Below are 18,783 nucleotides of genomic sequence, written 5' to 3'. Positions count from 1 at the left end.
GCGACCCTCGCCGACGCGTGCCCCCCACGTGCCCCAAGGGTCGGTCAGCGAGGGGTAATGAGGGTGAATGAAAGAAGACGAGCGCCGGTATCGACGCTGGTCAGAGGGCGCCCCCGGCAGGATTCGAACCTGCGGCACTCCGCTTAGGAGGCGGATGCTCTATCCCCTGAGCTACGGGGGCCCGATATGCCTCACAACGCTGAACCAGCTTTGACCCGGAACTAGCTTATCGGGCCCGGCCCACCGGGTCGAAGTGGTTGCCGTGCAGGCATAAAGACCTCGTCGTCCCGGCTGGCCTCCCCTGCGGTGGCGGAGGTGGCAGTGGAGGCCCCTCTGGAGCATCAGTTGAGCGCCGAACAGTCCGCGCCCAGGTCGACGAGCTCGTCGACGAAGGTACTTGTCAGCGAGGACGCTTCGTCGACGTCGTCCTCGGAGCCTCCTTCGGCGGCGGAGTTCCACGCCTCGGCCGCTCCGTTGCCGAGCTCGATGATTTCGTTCACCGTGTCTTCGTCGCTGGCATCTTCGGGGGTGGGCAGTTCGCTGATAGCGGTCGCGAGCGCCGTGACCCCGGCATCGACGTCCTCGGCGTTGTCGCCGTCGGTCCTCGCGTCGGGGCCCTGAGTGAGTACCGGGTGTTCTTCCGTGACGGTGACGCACGCGGCGGTGGCTTCCTCGACCCACGACGACATCGGCACCGGCGAATCACCGGGGTCGTCGTCGGTGCCGGTGACCATCGCGTAACCGAAGAAGGTGCCACCGAGCACCAGTGTCAGTGTGATCGACATGGTGGCGAAGACGCGTCCTCGCGTGGGGCGTGCCACCTTGGTCGAGGAGATCTCGTCCAGCAGCTTCACTCGGGTAACTCCTCACAGACGCGAGAGTGTGGCTCGAAAGATCGCCGGAATGTGTCCCCCCGTCACGGGGAGCAACTCTAGCTGGTCTGGTGGCGTTGTCCAGCGCCGCGCCGGACATGGGCGGATTGCCAGTATTCGAGTGTCCGCTCGATGACCTCAGGCCATGGTGCCGGCGTCAGGCCGAACGTATCCGTCGTAGCTGTGGCGTCGATTTCGAACGGTCGCTCCCATTGATACAGCACGCCATCGAGCTCACGTAGCAGCCCGGAGAAGGGGTGGAAGAGGCGCAGCACGTTCCGGGGTACGCGGCGAATCCGGGGCGCCTGGAGGCCCGCCGCCCGGGACGCCGATTCCACGAGTTCTCTCGGTGAGACGGGCGGCGGCGACGGGACGTGCCATGCCTGCCCCCAGGCACGCTCGTCGGTTCCCAAGACAGCAAGGGTGCGGGCCACGTCGGGGATGTAGCTCCAGCTGTGTTCGGCGTCGGGGTCGCCGAACATGTAGACGGTCTTGCCGGCAAGGGCGGTCTTCACATAGCGGGCACTCATCCCGGCCTCCGGTTGCACGCCCGGACCGATGAAGTCGGAGGCACGTGCTTCGGTGGCGCGGATCCTGCCGGCCTGATGTGCGGCGAGCGCGTCCTGCCACATGGCGTTGCGCAGCGTGCCCTTGTGGTCGGTGGCGTTCAACGGGTGGTCACGCGTGATCGGCTCGGTGGCGGGCCCGTAGCCGTAGAGGTTTCCCATGGTCACCAGGACGGTGCTGGCCGATTCGGCGGCGTCGAGTAGTGATGCTGCTAGCGGTGGCCAGACACGAGCCCAGTGCTGGTAGCTCGGCGGGTTGGCGCAGTTGTAGAGCGCGGCGGCTCCCTTCACGAGGGGCCGAAGCGCTGTTGAGTCGGAGGCGTCGGCCTGGACGCGTTCGATCCGTTGGTGCTGGGGACCGGAGCCGGAACGGGTAACGATGCGGACATCGTGCCCGTCGTCGGCCAGGGTGGTGGCGAGTGTCGTTCCGACGGGTCCGGCGCCGACGATGACGTGGAGGGGCATCCGAGTATCCAATCTGTGAGCAGTGCTCTCTTCATGGTTAACTGTTCACTACTGGTCGACATTTGTCAAGAGCACTGCTCTCGAATTAGTTCGTTGCTCATCGCTGTGGCAGACTGCTCTCGTGTCCACACGTGGTTTGCGGGAACGAGTTCGTGACGAGCTGATCGGCGAGATCAAGGACGCTGCTCGCCGTCAACTGGCCGAACGGGGTGCTGCCGGGCTCTCGGTGCGCGCCGTGACGCGCGAGCTGGGCATGGCGTCCTCCGCTGTCTACCGGTACTTTCCCAGCCGCGATGCCCTCCTCACCGCGCTGATCGTCGACGCTTACGAGGGTGTGGGAGAGGCCGCAAGACGCGCGGAGTCGAAGATTGCTCGGGAGCGGCATCTCGACCGGTGGCTCACCGTCTTCCGGGCTGTCCGGGAGTGGGCTCGGTCGCATCCGCACGAGTACGCGTTGATCTACGGATCGCCGGTTCCTGGCTACGCCGCACCAGACGACACTGCGGCTCCGGCCAGCGACGTGGCGTTGCTCCTGGCCGAGATCGCGTTGGATGCGGCGGCTGGAAATGGGCGGACGGACGGCTCGCTTCCGGCCGAGTCCGGAGGTGTCAGCGATGCCCTCGCCGCCGACATCGAGGCGTTGAAGAGTACCTTTCCGTCTGTCGCTCCTCCGGATCTCGCGGAGGCGTTGGCTCGTACCCCGACATCGGCGATCCTGCATGTCATCGACGCATGGACGATGCTTTTCGGTGCGGTCAGTTTCGAGCTCTTCGGTCACTACCGGCGCGTCATCGACGCGCGAGGCGACAATCTGGAACGGCTGGCGCGAAAGGCCGCCGCGCCTTTGGGTCTGCACTGATCGGCGCGACACGATTCCCGGTCGGCACGCGCCGACAGATCTGGACAAATCGGAGCGAGCGCGACAAATATCCGGCACCGCACCCGGCGAGCCGACCGGCAAGTTTGGAGCATTGTTGCTGACCACGGCTTGTCCGCGTCGCTCTGAGCGCTGACCTCAACTACTCTCGGCGGGGTGAGACACGGCGAACGCGCAACCGAAGTTATCGAGCGGTGGAGAGACGAGCTCGCCGCTCTGGGTGGACGTGATCCGCTGCTGTCGTTCCGCGATCTCAAGGTTGGCACGCTCGACCTTGCGGCCGCCGAGCCCGAAGCGCGCCGCGAACTGCTCGACGGTGCGCCCGTGCCGCTGTCGAGCCTGTTTCCACACGAACCGCTGCGCAGCTCCGCGCTGCGTTCGGCCCGGGCGGTACGGGACAAGGCGCGTGAGCTCTTCGAGGAGCGTGGCCTCGTGGTGAGCCTGCTGGCAGTGGGGATCACCACATGGTCCAATCCTTTCCTCGCGCACCGGCCCACGGCGCCGCTGTTGCTGCGCACGGCCTCGGTCGAGGCTCGCGATGCTGCTGAAACGGATTTCCTCATCACGGTGCGGGAAGACCCAATGGTCAACCCGGTGCTGCTGCACGCGCTCGACACCCAGATCGGACTCCGGTTCCACGCCGACGACCTTCGTGATCATGCGGGTCAGCTCAAATACACCACCGCGGTCGAGCGACTGCGCGAGTTCGCGCCAGCTCATGTCGTTGACGGCTTCTCCATCGCGCATCGCGCCGTGCTCGCGACGTTTGCCACCGAACCCCTGTTGCTCAGCCGTGATCTCGACAACTTTGGCGGCGAGCTGGCGCAGCATGACGTCGTCGCGGCTCTTGCTGGGGACGAGAAGGCGCGCGAAGCGGTCGCGGTACCACCGACCCGCGCGACACCGGAATACGTTTCCGTCGACACGGACGCCGATCAGCTCGATGCGATCGCGGCCGCGGCCGGGGAGGGCAGCTTTCTCCTCGACGCGCCGCCCGGAACCGGGCGCACGCAGACGGTCGCGGGAATGGCGGCGGAACTCATGGGGCGCGGCAAGCGCGTGCTCGTGGTCAGCTCGAAGCGCGCTACGGCGGCGGATGTGGCCACTCGCCTGAGCTGTGCCGGACTGGGCGATCTCGTCCTCGACGTGGGTGACACGAGCCCGGGCGAGGCGGTGCAACGCGTGGTCACGACGGCGCGCCAGCTGCAAACGCCGGAACCGGCCGACGAGGAACAATCCCACGAGGATGGCGAGGGCGACGGGGACGCAGCCGAACACGGGCGGCGTCTGGACGCGTATCGCGATGCCGTCCACCGGACGCGACAGCCGTGGAACATCAGCGCCTACGATGCGATGGTCGCGATCGCGACCGCTCCCGAGGGGGCACGCACATCGGTCCGGATGCCGGCCGAGGCGCTCGAGCAGATGACCTCGCCCTCGGATTTGCGTGCCCGGATGCGGGAATATGCCGAACTCGAAGGGTTGACGCTCACCAAGGAGGGCTCCCCCTGGTGGGGTGCGGATGTGCGCACGCCGTCGGCAGCTGACTCCCTTGCCACCACCGTCGTGGGGTTGCGCGACACCTACGTTCCCGCGTTGCGCGACGCCGTGACCCGCGCGGCCGTCGAGGTTGGGCTGAGCGGGCCGTCGACGGTGGCCGAATGCGAGGAGATCGTCGAGCTGCTGACGTCGGTGAAATCGACGGTCGATACGTTCGGGACACAGATCTGGAGCGAGCCTCTCGACGATCTCGTCGCGGCCACGGGCAGCCGCGCCGCGCGGGCCGGAATGACGAGCAAGCCCGGTCTGCTGGCCCGGCGGCGGCTACGCCGGCGGGCCAGCGAGCTGGCCGGCGGAGCGGGCCGGCAACAGCGCGAGTCGTTGCACCAGCAGCTGATTGCCGCCCGCGATCGCCTGGAGGAATGGAAACAGCGGGCCCGGGACGGGAAGTTGCCTCGCACGGGTGAGTACCTGGCAAAGGCGGCGGATGCGATGACGGAGGTTCGTCGTCGCCTTGCCGTCCTTGCCGAGGCGAATTCCCGCACTCGTGGGTTCCCGGAATTGTTGTTCGCAGAGCTCAGCCGGCGCCTGAATGCACTCGCCATGGATGATCGTCACCTGCGGGCACTGCCCCGGCTCACGACGTTGGAAGGCGAGCTCAATGCCGCCGGTCTCGACCCCCTGCTGGAGGAGCTGCGCAACCGCGGTGTCCGCCCGGAGCGTGCGGTACAGACGCTCGAATACGTCCAGTTCGCGTCACTGCTCGACCACTGGCGCGCGACCGACCCCGCCTTGCGCGGGTTTGACCTGGCTGAACACCGGCGGCTCGCCGAGGAGTTTAGAGCGGCCGATCAGGCACGCGTGCTTGACGGCGCGAAACGGGTGCTGCGCGCCCATGCCACGCACGTCCGCGAGGCATGTGCCGAGTTTGAAGGGCAGGCCGAGGTGCTGGTGGGCGAAGGGGCGCGGGACGTTCCACGTACACCGCGCCGGCTCGTGGACCTCGCGCCGGACATCGCTCTGGCGGCCATCCCGTGCTGGGTCATGTCGCCACTGTCGGTGGCCGGCGCGTTGCCCGCGCGGCGGCTGTTCGACGTGGTGATCGTGGACGATGCGGCACGCATGCCGGTGCCGGAGGCGATTCCGGCGCTGGCGCGTGCTGGCCGGGTCGTGCTGGTGGCGGACGAGGAGCTGGCGCAGCCACCGTTCACGACGGCCGTGGAACCGGCTCCGGATCCGGACGAGCAGGAAGGCCCGTGGGCGAACGACCCGCCGGTGTCGGTGGTCGAGGCGCTGCGGGATGTGATGCCGGCATTGGCACTGCGCACGCAATATCGCGCGCGCGACGATCGCCTGGTGGGTTTCGCGGCACGTACCACGTATTCCGGGCGGATGACCAGCGTGCCCGCAGCCTGGGGGTCCGGGCGGGTGGCACTCGAACTGGTCGATGCCCCCACGGGTGGCGACGACCCCGTCGACAGCTCGTCGGTTGAGGTCAAGCGGGTGATCGATCTCGTCGTGGAGCACTTGCGTCATCGGCCGTATGAGAGCCTCGGAGTCATCACCCTTGGCCCTCGCCACGCCGAACGCCTCGACGCGGCGCTGCGCCGGGCGCTCGTGCGCGCCCCCGATATAGCCGATCTTCTGCGGGAAGATCGTAACGAAGCGTTCTTCGTGAAGGATGTCGATCGTGTGGCCGGAGACGTGCGCGACGCGATCATTCTCAGTCTGGGCTACGGGCGTTCGGTGGACGGGCGTATCCTGTACCGGTTCGGCGCTCTGGGGCGTCCCGGAGGTGAACGCCGGCTGGCATCTGCCACCACGCGGGCGCGGGAACGGTTCACGGTCGTGTCGACGTTCGGTGCGGATGATCTCAGCCCGCGGCGGCTCACGAGCTCCGGTGCCCAGGCGCTGCGCGATTTTCTCGCATATGTCGAGCAGGGCGGACGGCTGCCGCACGAGGCGACGGTCTCCAGCGCGGGCGCTCCCCCTCCCGGTGTCGACGCACTTGCCGAGGCGATCGCGGCGCGGCTGCGCCGGGCGGGCGCTGCCGTCGACATCGCGTACGGCGGGATGGGGGCCTCGGGCGTGACCGTGGCGGTTCGCCATCCGACCCGGCGTGACCGGTTCGTTCTCGCGGTCGAGACCGATGCTCCGGGTGGACCGGCGCAGCTGTCCGTGCGTGAGAGGGAGCGCATCCGCCCCGCCCTTCTCGAACGTCGAGGGTGGAGTGTGCACCGTGTATACGCGGAGGCGTGGGCCACGGATCCCGAAGGAGAGGCGAAGCGGCTGGTCCAGGCGTACGAGGAAGCCGTGAACGCGGCAGACGCGTACGATTGGGCGGTCGCTGCGGCCGATGCCGACGTTGATGCCGGATCTCCTAGTGATCTCGATGACGAGCTTCGTGACGACGTCGAGACCGGTGAGGGGGAGGTGGAGCGGCCGTCCATCATTCCCGGTTGGACCATCTCGGACTACACCGGGCGGCAGCTGGCAGCGCTGGCCCGGTGGGTCGAGTCCGACGATGTGGCTCGCGAGGACGCGGAGGTGGTGGATCTGATGGCCGCCGAACTGGAGCTGCCGCTCGACGATTCCCGCACCAGGGACGTGCTGCGCCACGCGGTTCGGGTCGGCCGGGCCGAAGCGTCCCCACGCACCGAGCAATGAGCCGCGCTCGTTCATCTGGCATGAATGGGGCGAAGCCGTATGGGGAACGGCAGCGTTCGAGGCACCCGCTCGTTATCCTGTTCCCGTGAGTACATCTGCAGGCTGGGAGGACGATTTCGTGGTTCTCCCCGATATCACCGACGACGAGACCGGGCGCGGGTGGGGCGACGACGAAACCCAGAATGATCAGCGTCTCATCGAGGAACGGCCTCCTCACTGGGAGTAGATCGCCGCTCGCTCGGTTCACATGCGGTTCAGGTGCGGCTCTGCAACGAGTTGCGAATCTCCCGTAGCAGCACGACCTCCTCGGACGGTTCGGCGACCGCCGCCTCTTGTTCCGCTTCGCGTGCTTTGAGCGCCCGGAGCTTGTTGATCGGCATGATCACCAGGAAGTAGACGGCAGCCGCGATGATGACGAAGTTGAAGAGCGCGTCGAGAATCAGCCCGAGCGAGAATTGGGCGTTGTTGATCGTGAAGGTCGCGACCTGTGTCAGGTCTCGCTCACCGAAGACCGCGGCTACGAGCGGATTGATCAATCCGTCGACAATCGAGTTGATCACCGCAGTGAAGGCCGTGCCCACGACGATGGCAACCGCGAGATCGACGACGTTGCCCCGGCTGAGAAACTCACGGAATCCTTTGAGCATGGGAGCACCATAGCCACGAGCTGAGCCGATCACGTATCCGGGACGCCCATCGTGAACGACACCCGTGATGTGACGGCAGCGTGGGCCAGCTCGGTTGCCTGCTCGGCGGTCGCGCCCACGACGAGTACGGTGCCCTTGGCCGGGGTGGAGTCATCGGCAACGGTCAACACGGGGACGTCTTCGGCAATGACACGCGGTGGGTTCAGCCCGTCGGCCGGTGCTGCGAGAACGTTGATTCGATCACCCGGTCGTATCAGGGCTGCGGCTCCCGTTTCGGTCACTCGCACCGGTGCCGCCACGAGATGGTCTCCCCACCCGTCGAGCAGCGAGGGGCCCAGCAGGCGCTGGTCGGTCACTGGCTCCCCGGCACGCATGGGAGCTGCCAGCGTGCCGCCAGTGGCCTCGGTGAGATCGAGAACGCTGTCGGGCACGGCATCGGGAGGAAAGGACGTTGTGGTGAGGTCGTCCTGGCTTATCGTCGTGCCGCCGTCGAGATCATGCGCTGCGACGAGCACGTCGATGCCGGACGGTGCGGAGCGCGAGGCCGCCTCGATCGCGAGAGCCATGGCTCCAGCGGCCAGGCCGGCAGCGAGCAGGCGCCGGTGCCGTGCCGCTGCCCTGGCCAGTCGGGTGAGATGTCCGCGCCGGTCTTCCATGGAGCGCGACCATAGCCGGTTGGCGCTCCCCTGTGGCGGTTATCCACAGGCAGATTTCACCCCAGGTCTCGACGGACGTCGCGATCGTGACTTCCGGCCGACGGTCTCGACGCCGGCGATGACCTCAGGCGGCTGATGGTTGTGAGGAGGTCGCGGACGACGAGCTTCCAGAACCCCCGGACGTGCCGGAGGAGCTGGCCGAATCGGAGGAACTCGTGGACGAAGACGCGGACGACGAATCTCCGGTCGACGAGTCGCCACCGGAGTCGTTGCCGGACGAGCTCGTGTCCTTGCTCGTCCCGTTCTTCGACGAACTGCCGTTTCTCGACTCGTTGCGGCTGTCCGTTCGATAGAAGCCCGATCCCTTGAAGACGACGCCGACAGCAGAGAACACCTTGCGCAGCCGGCCTTGGCACGTCGGGCATTCCGTCAGCGGATCGTCCGTGAAGCTCTGAACGACCTCGAGAGGTTCACCGCAGTCGGTACACGTGTATTGGTATGTGGGCACTCCTGATCCTCCCCGGGCTGATCCGTATCGGTCCGGGCTAGCACTCTCGGACCCCGACTGCTAATAATGCGCCTTCGAGGGCCCTTTTGTCCACGCGGCGAGCGAGCTGGCCGCATCCGTAGTGCTCACGCGTGCTGCTCACCCGCGCAGGAGCACCACGACGCCAGCGACGCCCGCCGCCCACAGGATGCTCGCGAACGTGCCGATGATGAAACGTTCCGGAGCCGACGGCCGTCGCAACTCGGGATAGCGCCCGAAGCCCTTGACGGCAAGGATCAAGGCCAGCCCTTCTGGCCAGCCGCTGAGCAGCGTAATGACGACGGCGGCGCGCTCGAGTGCCCCGATGGTCGTCCCGCCGCGCAACGTGTCGGGATCGGCCGCGCGGGAGCGTGGCCGCGTGGTGGCTGGAGCGGACGCTGCCGTATGTGGTGGTGGAGGAGGCGGTGGTGGCGGGGCAGGAGATACGACGCTCGTGCCGAGGCTGAATGGCGGTGCCGGCGATTCCGGATAGGTGGGGGCGTCGGTCCAGCCGTGCCCCTTCCGGACGCGGTCGGTCAGGCGGAGGAAGGTGGTGGCGACCAGTGCCCCGCCAGGAACGGCCGCGGCGACAGCAAGGACGCGTGCGAGTGCGACGAGATCCCGCGCGGGCTCGTCGCCGGCGAAGGCGAAGAGCGCGGCTGCGGCGAGCAACAAGGTCGGCACGCCCGAGGCGAGAACGAGAGCGAAGGTGGGGATCTCCTCGCGCCGGCGGTCGATCGCGTACCACAGGACGGCTCCGGCCACGGCGACGGCCGCAAACGTCACGAGTGCGATGGTGGTCAAGGCTCGATGCCTCCTCGGGCTCCTCGTCGGCTATGCCCGAGCGGGCAGCACGGGTGCGTTTTGCTGAAGCCGGGTACTCACGATGCTTCCTCCAGGAGTCGTATCGCCAACGGGTGGACGTCCTTCTCCTGCTGCCACAAGGCGACGGACAGGCGCTGGCCGACTGCCTGGCGGCTGATGCCGAGCCGCTCGGCCGCGCCGGTGAGGCCGCAGCCTGATTCGATCAGATCGATGGCTTCCCAACCAGCGTCGGTGCGCTTGTCGATGACTGCGGCGATGAGCGTGAGCAGGGCATCGGCATCCTTCGTGCGGTCGTCGATGCCGTTCACGGCGATGCGGTGCGGGCGGTGTTTGGCGGTGTCGAGCGCGTGTCGCGCGTGGATGAATGCCGGACCGCGTGCGGAGCGGGTGCTGGTGGGCAAGGGCTGCTCCGCGTCTCCGGTACCGATGCCGATGCTCCACGACCCGTGCCGGACGAGCGCCAATGCCGCCTCCAGGGCGTCCCCGGGATCGGCCAGCACGCCCTGGAACTCGTCGCCGGCGGTCCGCTCGAACGGCAGGAGCGGGTTCGGAAGATGTTCGGCGAGCATGTCCACGGCCTCGCCGACCAGATCCCGGCCACGTCGACTGCGCCGCTGGTCGACGGTGAGGACATACACCATGGCGAAAGCGTAATGCCCTGCGTGAAGGGTAGCAAGCCTATAACCTTTCACGACTCAGTGAAAGCCTTGAGCCTTTCGTCGAGTGATTCCAGGGTCGAGATCCAAACCCCGGATCTTCCGGACACCGCGCCCGTCACCTAACCTGTGCCAGTGACTCGTCGCCGGATCACTGTCGCGTCGCTCATCCTTGTCGGCGTGATCGTAGTCGCGCTCATCGCCGCCACCATCCTGGCAGTCTGGTCGATTCGCCGGCCGTTTCCCGACTACGACGGCACCGTGGACGTCCCCCGCCTGTCCGCCGAAGTCGAGATCATCCGGGACGAACACGGCATACCGCATATCTACGCCGATACCGCGGAGGACCTGTTCCGGGCTCAAGGCTATGTTCATGCCCAGGACCGGTTCTGGGAGATGGACTTCCGCCGGCATGTCACGTCGGGCCGGCTATCCGAGCTCTTCGGAGCTGACCAGGTGGAAACCGACGCGTTCATCCGCACCATGGGATGGCGCGACGTGGCCCGGGAAGAACTCCCGCTGCTCGATCCCGAAACCCGGCGATACCTGCAAGCCTATTCGGATGGGGTCAACGCCTGGCTGGGCGAGCGATCGGGCGGCGAGCTCGGGCTCGCCTACACCCTGCTCGGGTTGAACGGTGCGGACACGACCGTGGAGCGGTGGTCCCCCGTGGACTCCCTGAGCTGGCTGAAGGCGATGGCCTGGGATCTCCGGGGAAACGTCGAGGACGAGATCGATCGAGCACTGCTGGCCGCCGAAATGCCGCGCGAACAGGTGGAGCAGCTCTATCCGGAGTCCGACGACGCGGTCGCCTCGCCGATCGTCGCCGACGAGTATCTGACCACGCGTGAGCCGGAGCACCTCGTCGACGAGGACGGCGAACCGTTCGACATCGAGCACGTCGACGTAGCGCTGCGCTCCGCGGCGGAGGCGTTGCGGGCTGCGCCGGCCACCTTGGGTGAGGGGTCGGGAATCGGCTCCAACTCGTGGGTCGTTGACGGATCCCTGACCGAGACGGGAGCACCGATGCTGGCGAACGATCCGCACCTCGGCCCCGCCATGCCGTCGATCTGGTATCAGGTCGGGCTGCACTGCCGCGAGGTCAGCCCGGAATGTCCGTTCGAGGTGGCAGGGTATTCGTTTTCGGGGCTGCCCGGCGTCGTCATCGGTCACAACAACCAGATCGCCTGGGGCTTCACCAACCTGGGTGCTGACGTCACGGATCTGTACCTCGAAGACGTGCGGGACGACGAGTATCGCGTCGGTGATCGCTGGTTTCCCATGCAGGTACGCGAGGAGCGGATTCGTGTGGCCGGCGGCGAGGACGTCACCATTACCGTCCGCTCCACCCAGAACGGGCCGCTGCTCTCCGACCACTCGGAGGAGATGCGCGAGGCCGGATCCGAGGCGCCGGCCGATGGGGCGCCGGAGGGAGGCGAGGGCTACGGGGTCGCCCTCAGATGGACTGCGCTCGACACCGGACGCACTGCCGATGCGATCTTCGCGCTCAACGCGGCACAGGACTGGCAGTCGTTCCGTGCTGCGGCGGAGCTTTTCGAGGTGCCCGCGCAGAACCTCGTCTATGCTGACGTCGACGGCAATATCGGTTACCAGGCGCCGGGAAAGATTCCGGTGCGCGGCGCCGGCGACGGGCGCTATCCGGTTCCGGGGTGGACGAACGATCATCAGTGGCGCGGCTACATTCCGTTCGACGATCTGCCGAGCGTGTTCAACCCGGACGAGGGAATGATCGTGACGGCGAACCAGCCCGTCGCGAGTGGCGAGTACCCGTTCCTTCTCACCGCGGATTTCGACCATGGCCATCGGGCCGGTCGCATCCGGGAACTGCTCGCCAACGCGACCGAAGGCGACGCGCGGATCGACGCGGACACCATGGTCGACATCCAGATGGACACGTACAGTGCCGCTGCCGAGGTGCTCGTACCGTACCTGCTCGATCTCCCGGCGCCACCGGATTACTACGGCGATGGGTTGCGCATGTTGCGCACGTGGGACTACATGCAAGAGCCGGAATCCGGGGCGGCGGCGTACTTCAACGCGGTCTGGCGGAGCGTGCTCGACCTCACCTTCCGCGACGAGCTGCCCGACGCGCTTGGCCCGAGCGGAGGTGCCCGATGGATCGAGGTGATGCGGGATCTGCTCGACAGCCCCGACGATCCGTTCTGGGACACGCCCGAGACGGCCGACGTCGAAGGCCGCGATGACATCCTCGCTCGGGCAGCAGAAAAGGCTCGTGACGAGATGACCCGGTTGCAGGGCAAGGACCCGGAAATGTGGGAGTGGGGACGCTCACATACGTTGACTCTCACCAACGAGACGTTCGGGACATCCGGCATCGGGTTGGTGGAAGACCTGTTCAACCTGGATCCCGTGGCGGTCGGTGGTGGTTCGGCCACGGTGCAGGCGAACGCCTGGAATTCGATCGAGGGCTACGAGGTGGTCTGGGTGCCGTCGATGCGGATGGTGGTCGACCTCGACGATCTTGATGCCTCGCGGTGGGTGGATCTCACGGGAGTGAGCGGACATCCGCGGCATCGGCACTATGGTGATCAGACCGAGCTCTGGCGCACCGGGGAGATGCTGCCCATGCGATGGAGTGACGACGCGATCGCGCGGGCGGGCGAGCATCGATTCACCCTTGTCCCGCGCGAGACGTTGAACGTGCGGTGACGGCGCGCTCACGGTCGCAGGTGGTGTATGCCCGAGGGCGTGAGCGCGCGATCGACCGGCACGTCGTGGGGCTCCTTGGGGATAGGGATGTCGAGGATCTCGCCGTCGTGCAGGAGAACGAACGCGGGCGCCTGCCCGGCGAGTCGCGCGAGCACGCGGTCGTAGCAACCGGCTCCCTTGCCCAGGCGCGTGCCGTGTCGATCGACCGCCAGGGCGGGAACGAGGAGGAGATCAGCCTCGGCGATCGCTTCGGCTCCCAGGGTCGGCCCGGTGGGTTCGAGCAGCCCCTTAGGGGCGCTAGCCAGCGACGACGGGCCACGATAGTAGCCCCAATCGAGATCGTAGTCGGGGAGCAGCACCGGGAGAAGGAGCTCGACGCCGCGCTCGTACAACGCTTCGATCAGTGGCCCGGTGCCGGGCTCGGCGCCGACCGAGACATAGGTCGCCACGCGCCGTGCGGTGGCCATCTCGGGCAGTTCCAGCGCCAAGTCGCGCAGTTCGCGTGCGCCGGCGGCAAGCGCCTGCGCCGAAAGCTGGCCACGGTTGGCGGTGACGCGCTCGCGTAAGGCGCGTTTCGATTCACGTATGGAAACCGGCATCTTGTCACCGTACTTGTCGTCGCCGATCTTCACGGACGGGGCGGATCGATGCTGTGGTGCCGAGCGTATCGGTCGACGAGCCGTGGTGGCGGGTGTATCGCGCGATCAGTTAGTAAGGTGACGTCATGAGTGGGTTCACCAAGTCCGTGACGAAGGCCGTTATCCCCGCAGCTGGTCTGGGCACGCGGTTCCTCCCCGCGACGAAGGCCACGCCGAAAGAGATGTTGCCGGTGGTGGACAAGCCGGCCATCCAGTACGTCGTGGAGGAAGCCGTGGCGTCCGGGCTTGACGACATCCTGCTCGTCACCGGCCGTAACAAGAGTTCGCTGGAGAACCATTTCGACCGCGCGTGGGAACTCGAGGCGGCGCTAGAGCAGAAGGGTGACGACCAGCGACTCGAACGGGTACGCAAGTCCCAGATTCTGGGTGACATTCACTACGTGCGCCAGGGCGATCCACGCGGGCTCGGACATGCCGTGCTGTGCGGTGCCTTGCACGTCGGTAACGAGCCGTTCGCCGTGATGCTCGGTGACGACATGATCGACCCTCGTGATGCGCTGCTGTCGCGGATGCTGGAGGTGCAGCAGCAGTACGGGGGAAGCGTCGTCGCATTGATCGAAGTCGACCCGGAACACGTCAACCTCTATGGCTGCGCCGCGGTGCACGCGCTGGAGGGCGAGGACGTGGTCGAGGTCACCGACCTCGTGGAGAAGCCGGATCCACACGACGCGCCGAGCAATCTCGCGATCATCGGACGCTACGTCCTGCACCCAGCCGTGTTCGGCGTTCTCCGCCAGACCTCTCCGGGACGTGGTGGCGAGATCCAGCTCACCGACGCCTTGAAGACGCTGGCAGGTATGCCCGCAGAGTCTGGCGGCGGGGTTCGGGCAGTGGTCTTCCGCGGCCGCCGTTACGACACGGGTGATCGCCTCGACTATCTCCGCACAACGGTGCGGCTCGCGAGTGAACGCAAGGACCTGGGCCCGGACTTTCGGGCGTGGCTTCGGGAATTCGTCGCCGAGCTCCCTCCGGAGGAAGGCTGATGCGGGCTAGCCACGCTGCAATCGGGCCGCCCACGCCGCGAGCGGGCAACCCCCCGAACGCTGATCCCTCTCGCCAGATTGCCAAGGTGTCCACGTGAAACGAGTTGCTGATCACCTTTCGGACGTCCTCGAGACGATCCAGCCGTTGCCGGTTCTGGACGTGCACCTGCTGGATTCGCAGGGATGCATCCTGACCGAAGACGTCGCGGCTCCGTGGCCATTGCCCCAGTTCGACAATTCGGCCATGGACGGCTACGCCGTGTGCGCCGAGGACGTGGCCGAGGCATCCGAGGAGAACCCGGTGGAGCTCCCGGTGGTCGCGGACATCGCGGCGGGAGACCTCGACGTCAGCGCCATCGGCCCGAACCTGTCGGCGCGGATCATGACCGGCGCACCGATTCCGGCGCGCGCGGATGCCATCGTCCCGGTCGAGCACACCGACGGCGGCACGGCCCGGGTCCGCGTGACGTCGCCGCCCAAACTCGGCGCGCACATCCGCCGGGCGGGCGAGGACGTGAAAGAAGGCGAGGTCGTCTTGAGTGCGGGCACGTCCCTGGGAGCGACGCAGATCGGCCTCCTCGCGGCAGTTGGCCGCGATCGCGTCGTCGTCCGTCCCAAGCCCCGCATCGTCGTCATCTCGACGGGAAGCGAGCTGGTGGAACCCGGCCAACCGGTGGGCTTGGGACAGATCATCGACTCGAACTCGTTCACCCTGACCGCCGCGGCCCGCGAAGCGGGCGCCATCGCTTACCGCATACCTCCAGTTCCCGACGACTCCGAGCAGCTCATGAGCGTCATCGAGGACCAGCTCGTCCGCGCCGACCTGGTCATCACCACGGGTGGGGTCAGCAAGGGTGCCTACGATGTCGTCAAGGAAGTGCTCTCCGATCTCGGGTCGGTGAGGTTCGACGAGGTGGCGATGCAGCCGGGCAAGCCTCAGGGCTTCGGCACCATCGGTGAAGAATCGACTCCGATCTTCACATTGCCCGGCAACCCCGTGAGCTCCTTCGTGTCGTTCGAAGTGTTCGTCCGCCCGGCGATCCGCAAGATGTTCGGCGCGACTCGCCTCCATCGATCCAGCGTGAAAGCGGTTTTGCAGCAATCGATGCGGTCTCCGGAAGGCCGTCGTCAGTTCGCCCGCGCCCAGTTGCAGCCTTCGTCGGATGGCTCGTATCTGGTGACACCGCTCAGCTCGCAACAATCTCACCGGCTCGCCGATCTCGCCTACGCGAATGCGCTCGTCGTCGTTCCCGAGCACCTGACCGAGGTGGCCGCAGGCCAGGTCGTCGACGCCGTTCGGCTCGAACAGCGGAGGGATTGACGGCGCATGACACGGCTGACGCACATCAGTGACGAGGGTTCGGCCCGCATGGTCGATGTCACGGCCAAGGAGGTGACCGCGCGCACCGCTCGGGCCTCGGGCCGGGTGCTGGTCTCCGACGCTGTCATCGATGCGTTGCGCGCGGGCGACGTACCCAAGGGGGACGTCCTCGCCGTGGCCCGCATCGCGGGAATTCAGGCCGCCAAGCGCACACCGGATCTGGTGCCGCTGTGCCATCCGCTGGCCATCCACGGGGTCGACGTCGAGGTGCAGGTAGCCGATCGTGCCGTCGAGATCGATGCGACCGTCCGCACGGCCGACCGGACCGGGGTGGAGATGGAGGCATTGACCGCTGTATCCGCCGCGGCGCTCACCGTCGTCGACATGATCAAGGCGATCGATCGTGCCGCCGTGATCACGGATGTCCGGGTCGAGGAGAAGAGCGGTGGACGTTCGGGCAGGTGGCAACGAGAGTGAACCGGATGGTGAGGGCACTGGCGGTCACCGTCTCGACGCGTTCGGCCACGGGAGTCTATGCCGACCGCAGTGGCCCGGTTCTGGTCGACGGCCTGCGCGAGCTGGGCTTCGAGGTGGACGGTCCCACCGTGATCCCCGATGGGGAGGCGGTCGAGTCGACGTTGCGCACGGCGGTCGATGATGGGTATGACGTCATCGTGACCACGGGTGGCACGGGGTTGAACCCGAACGACACGACCCCCGAGATGACCCGGCGCGTGATCGATGCCGAGGTGCCGGGACTGGCCGAGGGGATTCGTGCGTACGGCGTCGCACAGGGCGTGCCCACGGCGGCTCTGTCCCGTGGTGTGGCCGGACGTGCCGGCCGTGCTCTCGTCGTGAATCTGCCAGGATCGTCCGGCGGCGTGCGTGATGGCCTCGCGGTTCTCGCATCCGTGCTGCACCATGCCGTGGACCAGATCTGGGGAGGCGACCACCCGCGCGATGAGGGACACGCCCCATGAGAGGCGGATCCCGGCTGGGATGGCCAGTCGAGCTGGAGCATCCGCCAGTCGGGCTCCGGCCGTTGCGCTATCGCGACGCACGGGCATGGTCCGAGATCCGCGCCCGCAACGCCACCTGGCTGAAGCCCTGGGAGGCGACGCCGCCGTCGGCGGCGACCTCCGGTATGAGCTTTCGGCAGATGGTCCGGATGTATTCCGCACAAGCCCGGGCGGATGAAGCATTGCCGTGGGCTATCACCTATCAGGGGCGTCTGGCTGGACAGCTCGGCGTGACGAACATCGTCTGGGGCTCGGCACGTTCTGGGACCGTCGGCTACTGGGTCGACGGCGCGCTCGCGGGACGGGGGATAGCGCCGACGGCATTGGCCGTGGCGGTGGATTTCTGCTTCTTCCGGGCGGAGCTGCACCGCCTGGAAGTCAACATCCGCCCGGAGAACCATGCATCGTTGCGGGTCGTGGAGAAGCTGGGTTTTCGTGAAGAGGGAATGCGTCCACGGCTCCTGCATATCGATGGCGCCTGGCGCGACCATCGCTCGTTCGCCCTCACGGTGGAGGATGTCCCTGAGGGCCTGTTGTGCCGGTGGAAAGAGTCGCAGCGCCTGCACGATCGCTGAACTTCTTGGCTGGTCACGGGCATAACGTCGGTGCTGCTGGCAGGACGAATACGGAGCCTTCCGTCACAGGCGTCACATCCGTTACCCGCGACACACCGGAGCAGGTCCACCGCCTGGGACGCCGAGCGCCGTACCGTCTGATGCCATGGGGTACAGCGGCCTGATCTATGCGGCGATCGTCGCTGCATGGCTTGCCGTATTGGTGCCTCGATGGGTGCGTCGCAACGAAGAGGTAGAGCGTGCACGCGAGACCGATGTCGCGAACGGTGTCCGGGTACTGAATCAGCCGTCGAAGTCACGACACGCTCCCCATCGACCACGAGCCGACGCCACCGGCGAGTCGGGGGTTACCGGCAGCGACGAGGAGGGGCATAATGATCAAATGCCTGCTCCGGCGAACGCGAGGAGGGGGAGGTCGAAGCGCCCCCTGACGCGCGACGAACTGGCGCTGCGCCGGTTGAGCGATTCCTTCAACCGGGCGGCGATGCGCCGGCGGCGAATGCTGTTCCTCGTGATGCTGACCACCGTGGTAGTCGTCGCCGGGACCTATGCCGGGCAGCTGCCCGGGTGGGCACCAGCACTGTCGATCGGCGCTCTCGTCGGATTCCTGGCATTGGCCCGGCGGGCGGCGGTCGAGCAGCAACGCCGCCTCGCGGTGCTGCGGCGCCGGATAGCGAGGCAGCGTGCCCGCGACGCGGCGAGTGAGCAGGCATCCGAGGGCTCGGCGGCAGATGAGGAGACCGGCAAGCGGATTGCCGTCCTCGACCCGCCAGAACCTCAGGCGCCAGCCGAGGACACGTGGGAGCCGGTCAAGGTGCCGCTTCCGACGTACATGACGAAGCCCAAGGCACCCCGTGCGACCCGGACGATCGATCTGAGCCAGCCTGGCTCGTGGACGTCCGGCCGGCTGGAGCCCGGCAAATCGTTCGACCTGCCGTCGCACACGGCGAACGGCTCGGCGTCCGCGCAGCAGGCACGCGAGTCCGAGGCCGGCGCCGAGGAGACGCCGGAGAAGCGGCGTGCGGTAGGCGAGTGATCGGTTCGCGCGATTCGGCGTTCGGGCCGCTGGAATGGTAATCTGACTGGCGGTCTGACGAGGGGCTGTGGCGCAGTTGGTAGCGCGTCTCGTTCGCAACGAGAAGGCCAGGGGTTCGAGTCCCCTCAGCTCCACCCTTGTGATCTCTCAAGACATCGGCGACAGGGTGAACCCTCGGAGGGTCACCCTGTTTCGCTTTTGTGGGGTCCTCGTGGCAGGCCGGTGGGCTGGTAGTCGCGGGT

At 67.1% G+C, this 18,783-nt stretch carries 18 protein-coding genes and 2 tRNA genes; 11 read left to right on the top strand and 9 right to left on the bottom strand.

Annotated elements, in window-relative coordinates:
• Window positions 1-108 precede the first annotated feature (108 nt).
• From DPM12_RS08760 to DPM12_RS08750, 3 genes are all read right to left on the bottom strand, one after another.
• Window positions 109-181: transfer RNA gene (locus DPM12_RS08760), tRNA-Arg, on the bottom strand.
• 160 nt (window positions 182-341) lie between these two features.
• On the bottom strand, window positions 342-854 hold the full coding sequence (locus tag DPM12_RS08755; protein WP_112257938.1) for a hypothetical protein: 513 nt from the start codon (window positions 852-854) through the stop codon (window positions 342-344).
• Between the two features lie 77 nt (window positions 855-931).
• Complete coding sequence (locus DPM12_RS08750; RefSeq protein WP_112257937.1) at window positions 932-1,903, bottom strand: NAD-dependent epimerase/dehydratase family protein; 972 nt, start codon at window positions 1,901-1,903, stop codon at window positions 932-934.
• Between the two features lie 121 nt (window positions 1,904-2,024).
• On the opposite strand from DPM12_RS08750, the gene DPM12_RS08745 reads away from it, so the two are divergent.
• From DPM12_RS08745 to DPM12_RS23420, 3 genes are all read left to right on the top strand, one after another.
• Window positions 2,025-2,762, top strand: coding sequence for a TetR/AcrR family transcriptional regulator (locus DPM12_RS08745; RefSeq protein ID WP_211658691.1), 738 nt, complete (start codon window positions 2,025-2,027; stop codon window positions 2,760-2,762).
• Between the two features lie 174 nt (window positions 2,763-2,936).
• Complete coding sequence (locus tag DPM12_RS08740) at window positions 2,937-6,947, top strand: DUF4011 domain-containing protein (RefSeq protein ID WP_112257936.1); 4,011 nt, start codon at window positions 2,937-2,939, stop codon at window positions 6,945-6,947.
• Window positions 6,948-7,032: 85 nt separating this feature from the next.
• On the top strand, window positions 7,033-7,173 hold the full coding sequence (locus DPM12_RS23420; protein ID WP_164465317.1) for a hypothetical protein: 141 nt from the start codon (window positions 7,033-7,035) through the stop codon (window positions 7,171-7,173).
• A 28-nt stretch (window positions 7,174-7,201) separates the two neighbouring features.
• On the opposite strand, the gene mscL is transcribed toward DPM12_RS23420, so the two are convergent.
• The 5 genes from mscL to DPM12_RS08715 form a co-directional block, all read right to left on the bottom strand.
• A complete protein-coding gene (gene mscL, locus DPM12_RS08735; RefSeq protein ID WP_112258081.1) occupies window positions 7,202-7,594 on the bottom strand; it encodes a large conductance mechanosensitive channel protein MscL in 393 nt (130 codons plus the stop codon).
• 29 nt (window positions 7,595-7,623) lie between these two features.
• Complete coding sequence (locus DPM12_RS08730; protein ID WP_112257935.1) at window positions 7,624-8,250, bottom strand: SAF domain-containing protein; 627 nt, start codon at window positions 8,248-8,250, stop codon at window positions 7,624-7,626.
• A gap of 124 nt (window positions 8,251-8,374) precedes the next feature.
• Window positions 8,375-8,758: an FmdB family zinc ribbon protein gene (locus DPM12_RS24270; RefSeq protein ID WP_112257934.1), complete on the bottom strand. Its 384-nt coding sequence runs from the start codon at window positions 8,756-8,758 to the stop codon at window positions 8,375-8,377.
• Between the two features lie 138 nt (window positions 8,759-8,896).
• The gene (locus tag DPM12_RS08720) at window positions 8,897-9,580 is read right to left on the bottom strand and encodes a hypothetical protein (protein WP_170313682.1); all 684 of its coding nucleotides are present in this window, start codon (window positions 9,578-9,580) and stop codon (window positions 8,897-8,899) included.
• Window positions 9,581-9,657: 77 nt separating this feature from the next.
• Entirely contained in the window at window positions 9,658-10,239 is a 582-nt protein-coding gene (locus tag DPM12_RS08715) for a hypothetical protein (protein ID WP_112258079.1), read from the bottom strand.
• 198 nt (window positions 10,240-10,437) lie between these two features.
• On the opposite strand from DPM12_RS08715, the gene DPM12_RS08710 reads away from it, so the two are divergent.
• Entirely contained in the window at window positions 10,438-12,948 is a 2,511-nt protein-coding gene (locus tag DPM12_RS08710) for a penicillin acylase family protein (RefSeq protein WP_211658688.1), read from the top strand.
• Window positions 12,949-12,956: 8 nt separating this feature from the next.
• On the opposite strand, the gene DPM12_RS08705 is transcribed toward DPM12_RS08710, so the two are convergent.
• The gene (locus tag DPM12_RS08705) at window positions 12,957-13,580 is read right to left on the bottom strand and encodes a 5-formyltetrahydrofolate cyclo-ligase (RefSeq protein WP_211658686.1); all 624 of its coding nucleotides are present in this window, start codon (window positions 13,578-13,580) and stop codon (window positions 12,957-12,959) included.
• A 92-nt stretch (window positions 13,581-13,672) separates the two neighbouring features.
• On the opposite strand from DPM12_RS08705, the gene galU reads away from it, so the two are divergent.
• The 7 genes from galU (at window position 13,673) to DPM12_RS08670 (ending at window position 18,675) form a co-directional block, all read left to right on the top strand.
• The gene (galU, locus tag DPM12_RS08700; protein WP_112257932.1) at window positions 13,673-14,590 is read left to right on the top strand and encodes a UTP--glucose-1-phosphate uridylyltransferase GalU; all 918 of its coding nucleotides are present in this window, start codon (window positions 13,673-13,675) and stop codon (window positions 14,588-14,590) included.
• Between the two features lie 94 nt (window positions 14,591-14,684).
• On the top strand, window positions 14,685-15,911 hold the full coding sequence (gene glp / locus DPM12_RS08695) for a molybdotransferase-like divisome protein Glp (protein WP_112257931.1): 1,227 nt from the start codon (window positions 14,685-14,687) through the stop codon (window positions 15,909-15,911).
• Between the two features lie 6 nt (window positions 15,912-15,917).
• Complete coding sequence (gene moaC / locus DPM12_RS08690) at window positions 15,918-16,388, top strand: cyclic pyranopterin monophosphate synthase MoaC (protein ID WP_112257930.1); 471 nt, start codon at window positions 15,918-15,920, stop codon at window positions 16,386-16,388.
• Between the two features lie 5 nt (window positions 16,389-16,393).
• Window positions 16,394-16,891 (top strand): MogA/MoaB family molybdenum cofactor biosynthesis protein, encoded by a 498-nt coding sequence (locus tag DPM12_RS08685; RefSeq protein ID WP_112258077.1) that lies wholly within the window; start codon window positions 16,394-16,396, stop codon window positions 16,889-16,891.
• On the top strand, window positions 16,888-17,505 hold the full coding sequence (locus DPM12_RS08680) for a GNAT family N-acetyltransferase (RefSeq protein WP_112257929.1): 618 nt from the start codon (window positions 16,888-16,890) through the stop codon (window positions 17,503-17,505). Before DPM12_RS08685 ends, DPM12_RS08680 begins: the two co-directional genes overlap by 4 nt.
• A 145-nt stretch (window positions 17,506-17,650) precedes the next feature.
• Window positions 17,651-18,541 (top strand): divisome protein SepX/GlpR, encoded by an 891-nt coding sequence (gene sepX, locus DPM12_RS08675; RefSeq protein WP_112257928.1) that lies wholly within the window; start codon window positions 17,651-17,653, stop codon window positions 18,539-18,541.
• Window positions 18,542-18,602: 61 nt separating this feature from the next.
• Window positions 18,603-18,675: transfer RNA gene (locus DPM12_RS08670), tRNA-Ala, on the top strand.
• The last annotated feature ends 108 nt before the right edge of the window (window positions 18,676-18,783 follow it).

The sequence above is a fragment of the Phytoactinopolyspora halophila genome (assembly GCF_003287285.1).
GTDB lineage: Bacteria > Actinomycetota > Actinomycetes > Jiangellales > Jiangellaceae > Phytoactinopolyspora_A > Phytoactinopolyspora_A halophila.
Note: the sequence above shows the minus strand (reverse complement) of the source record. Positions and strands in the feature narration are given on the sequence as shown.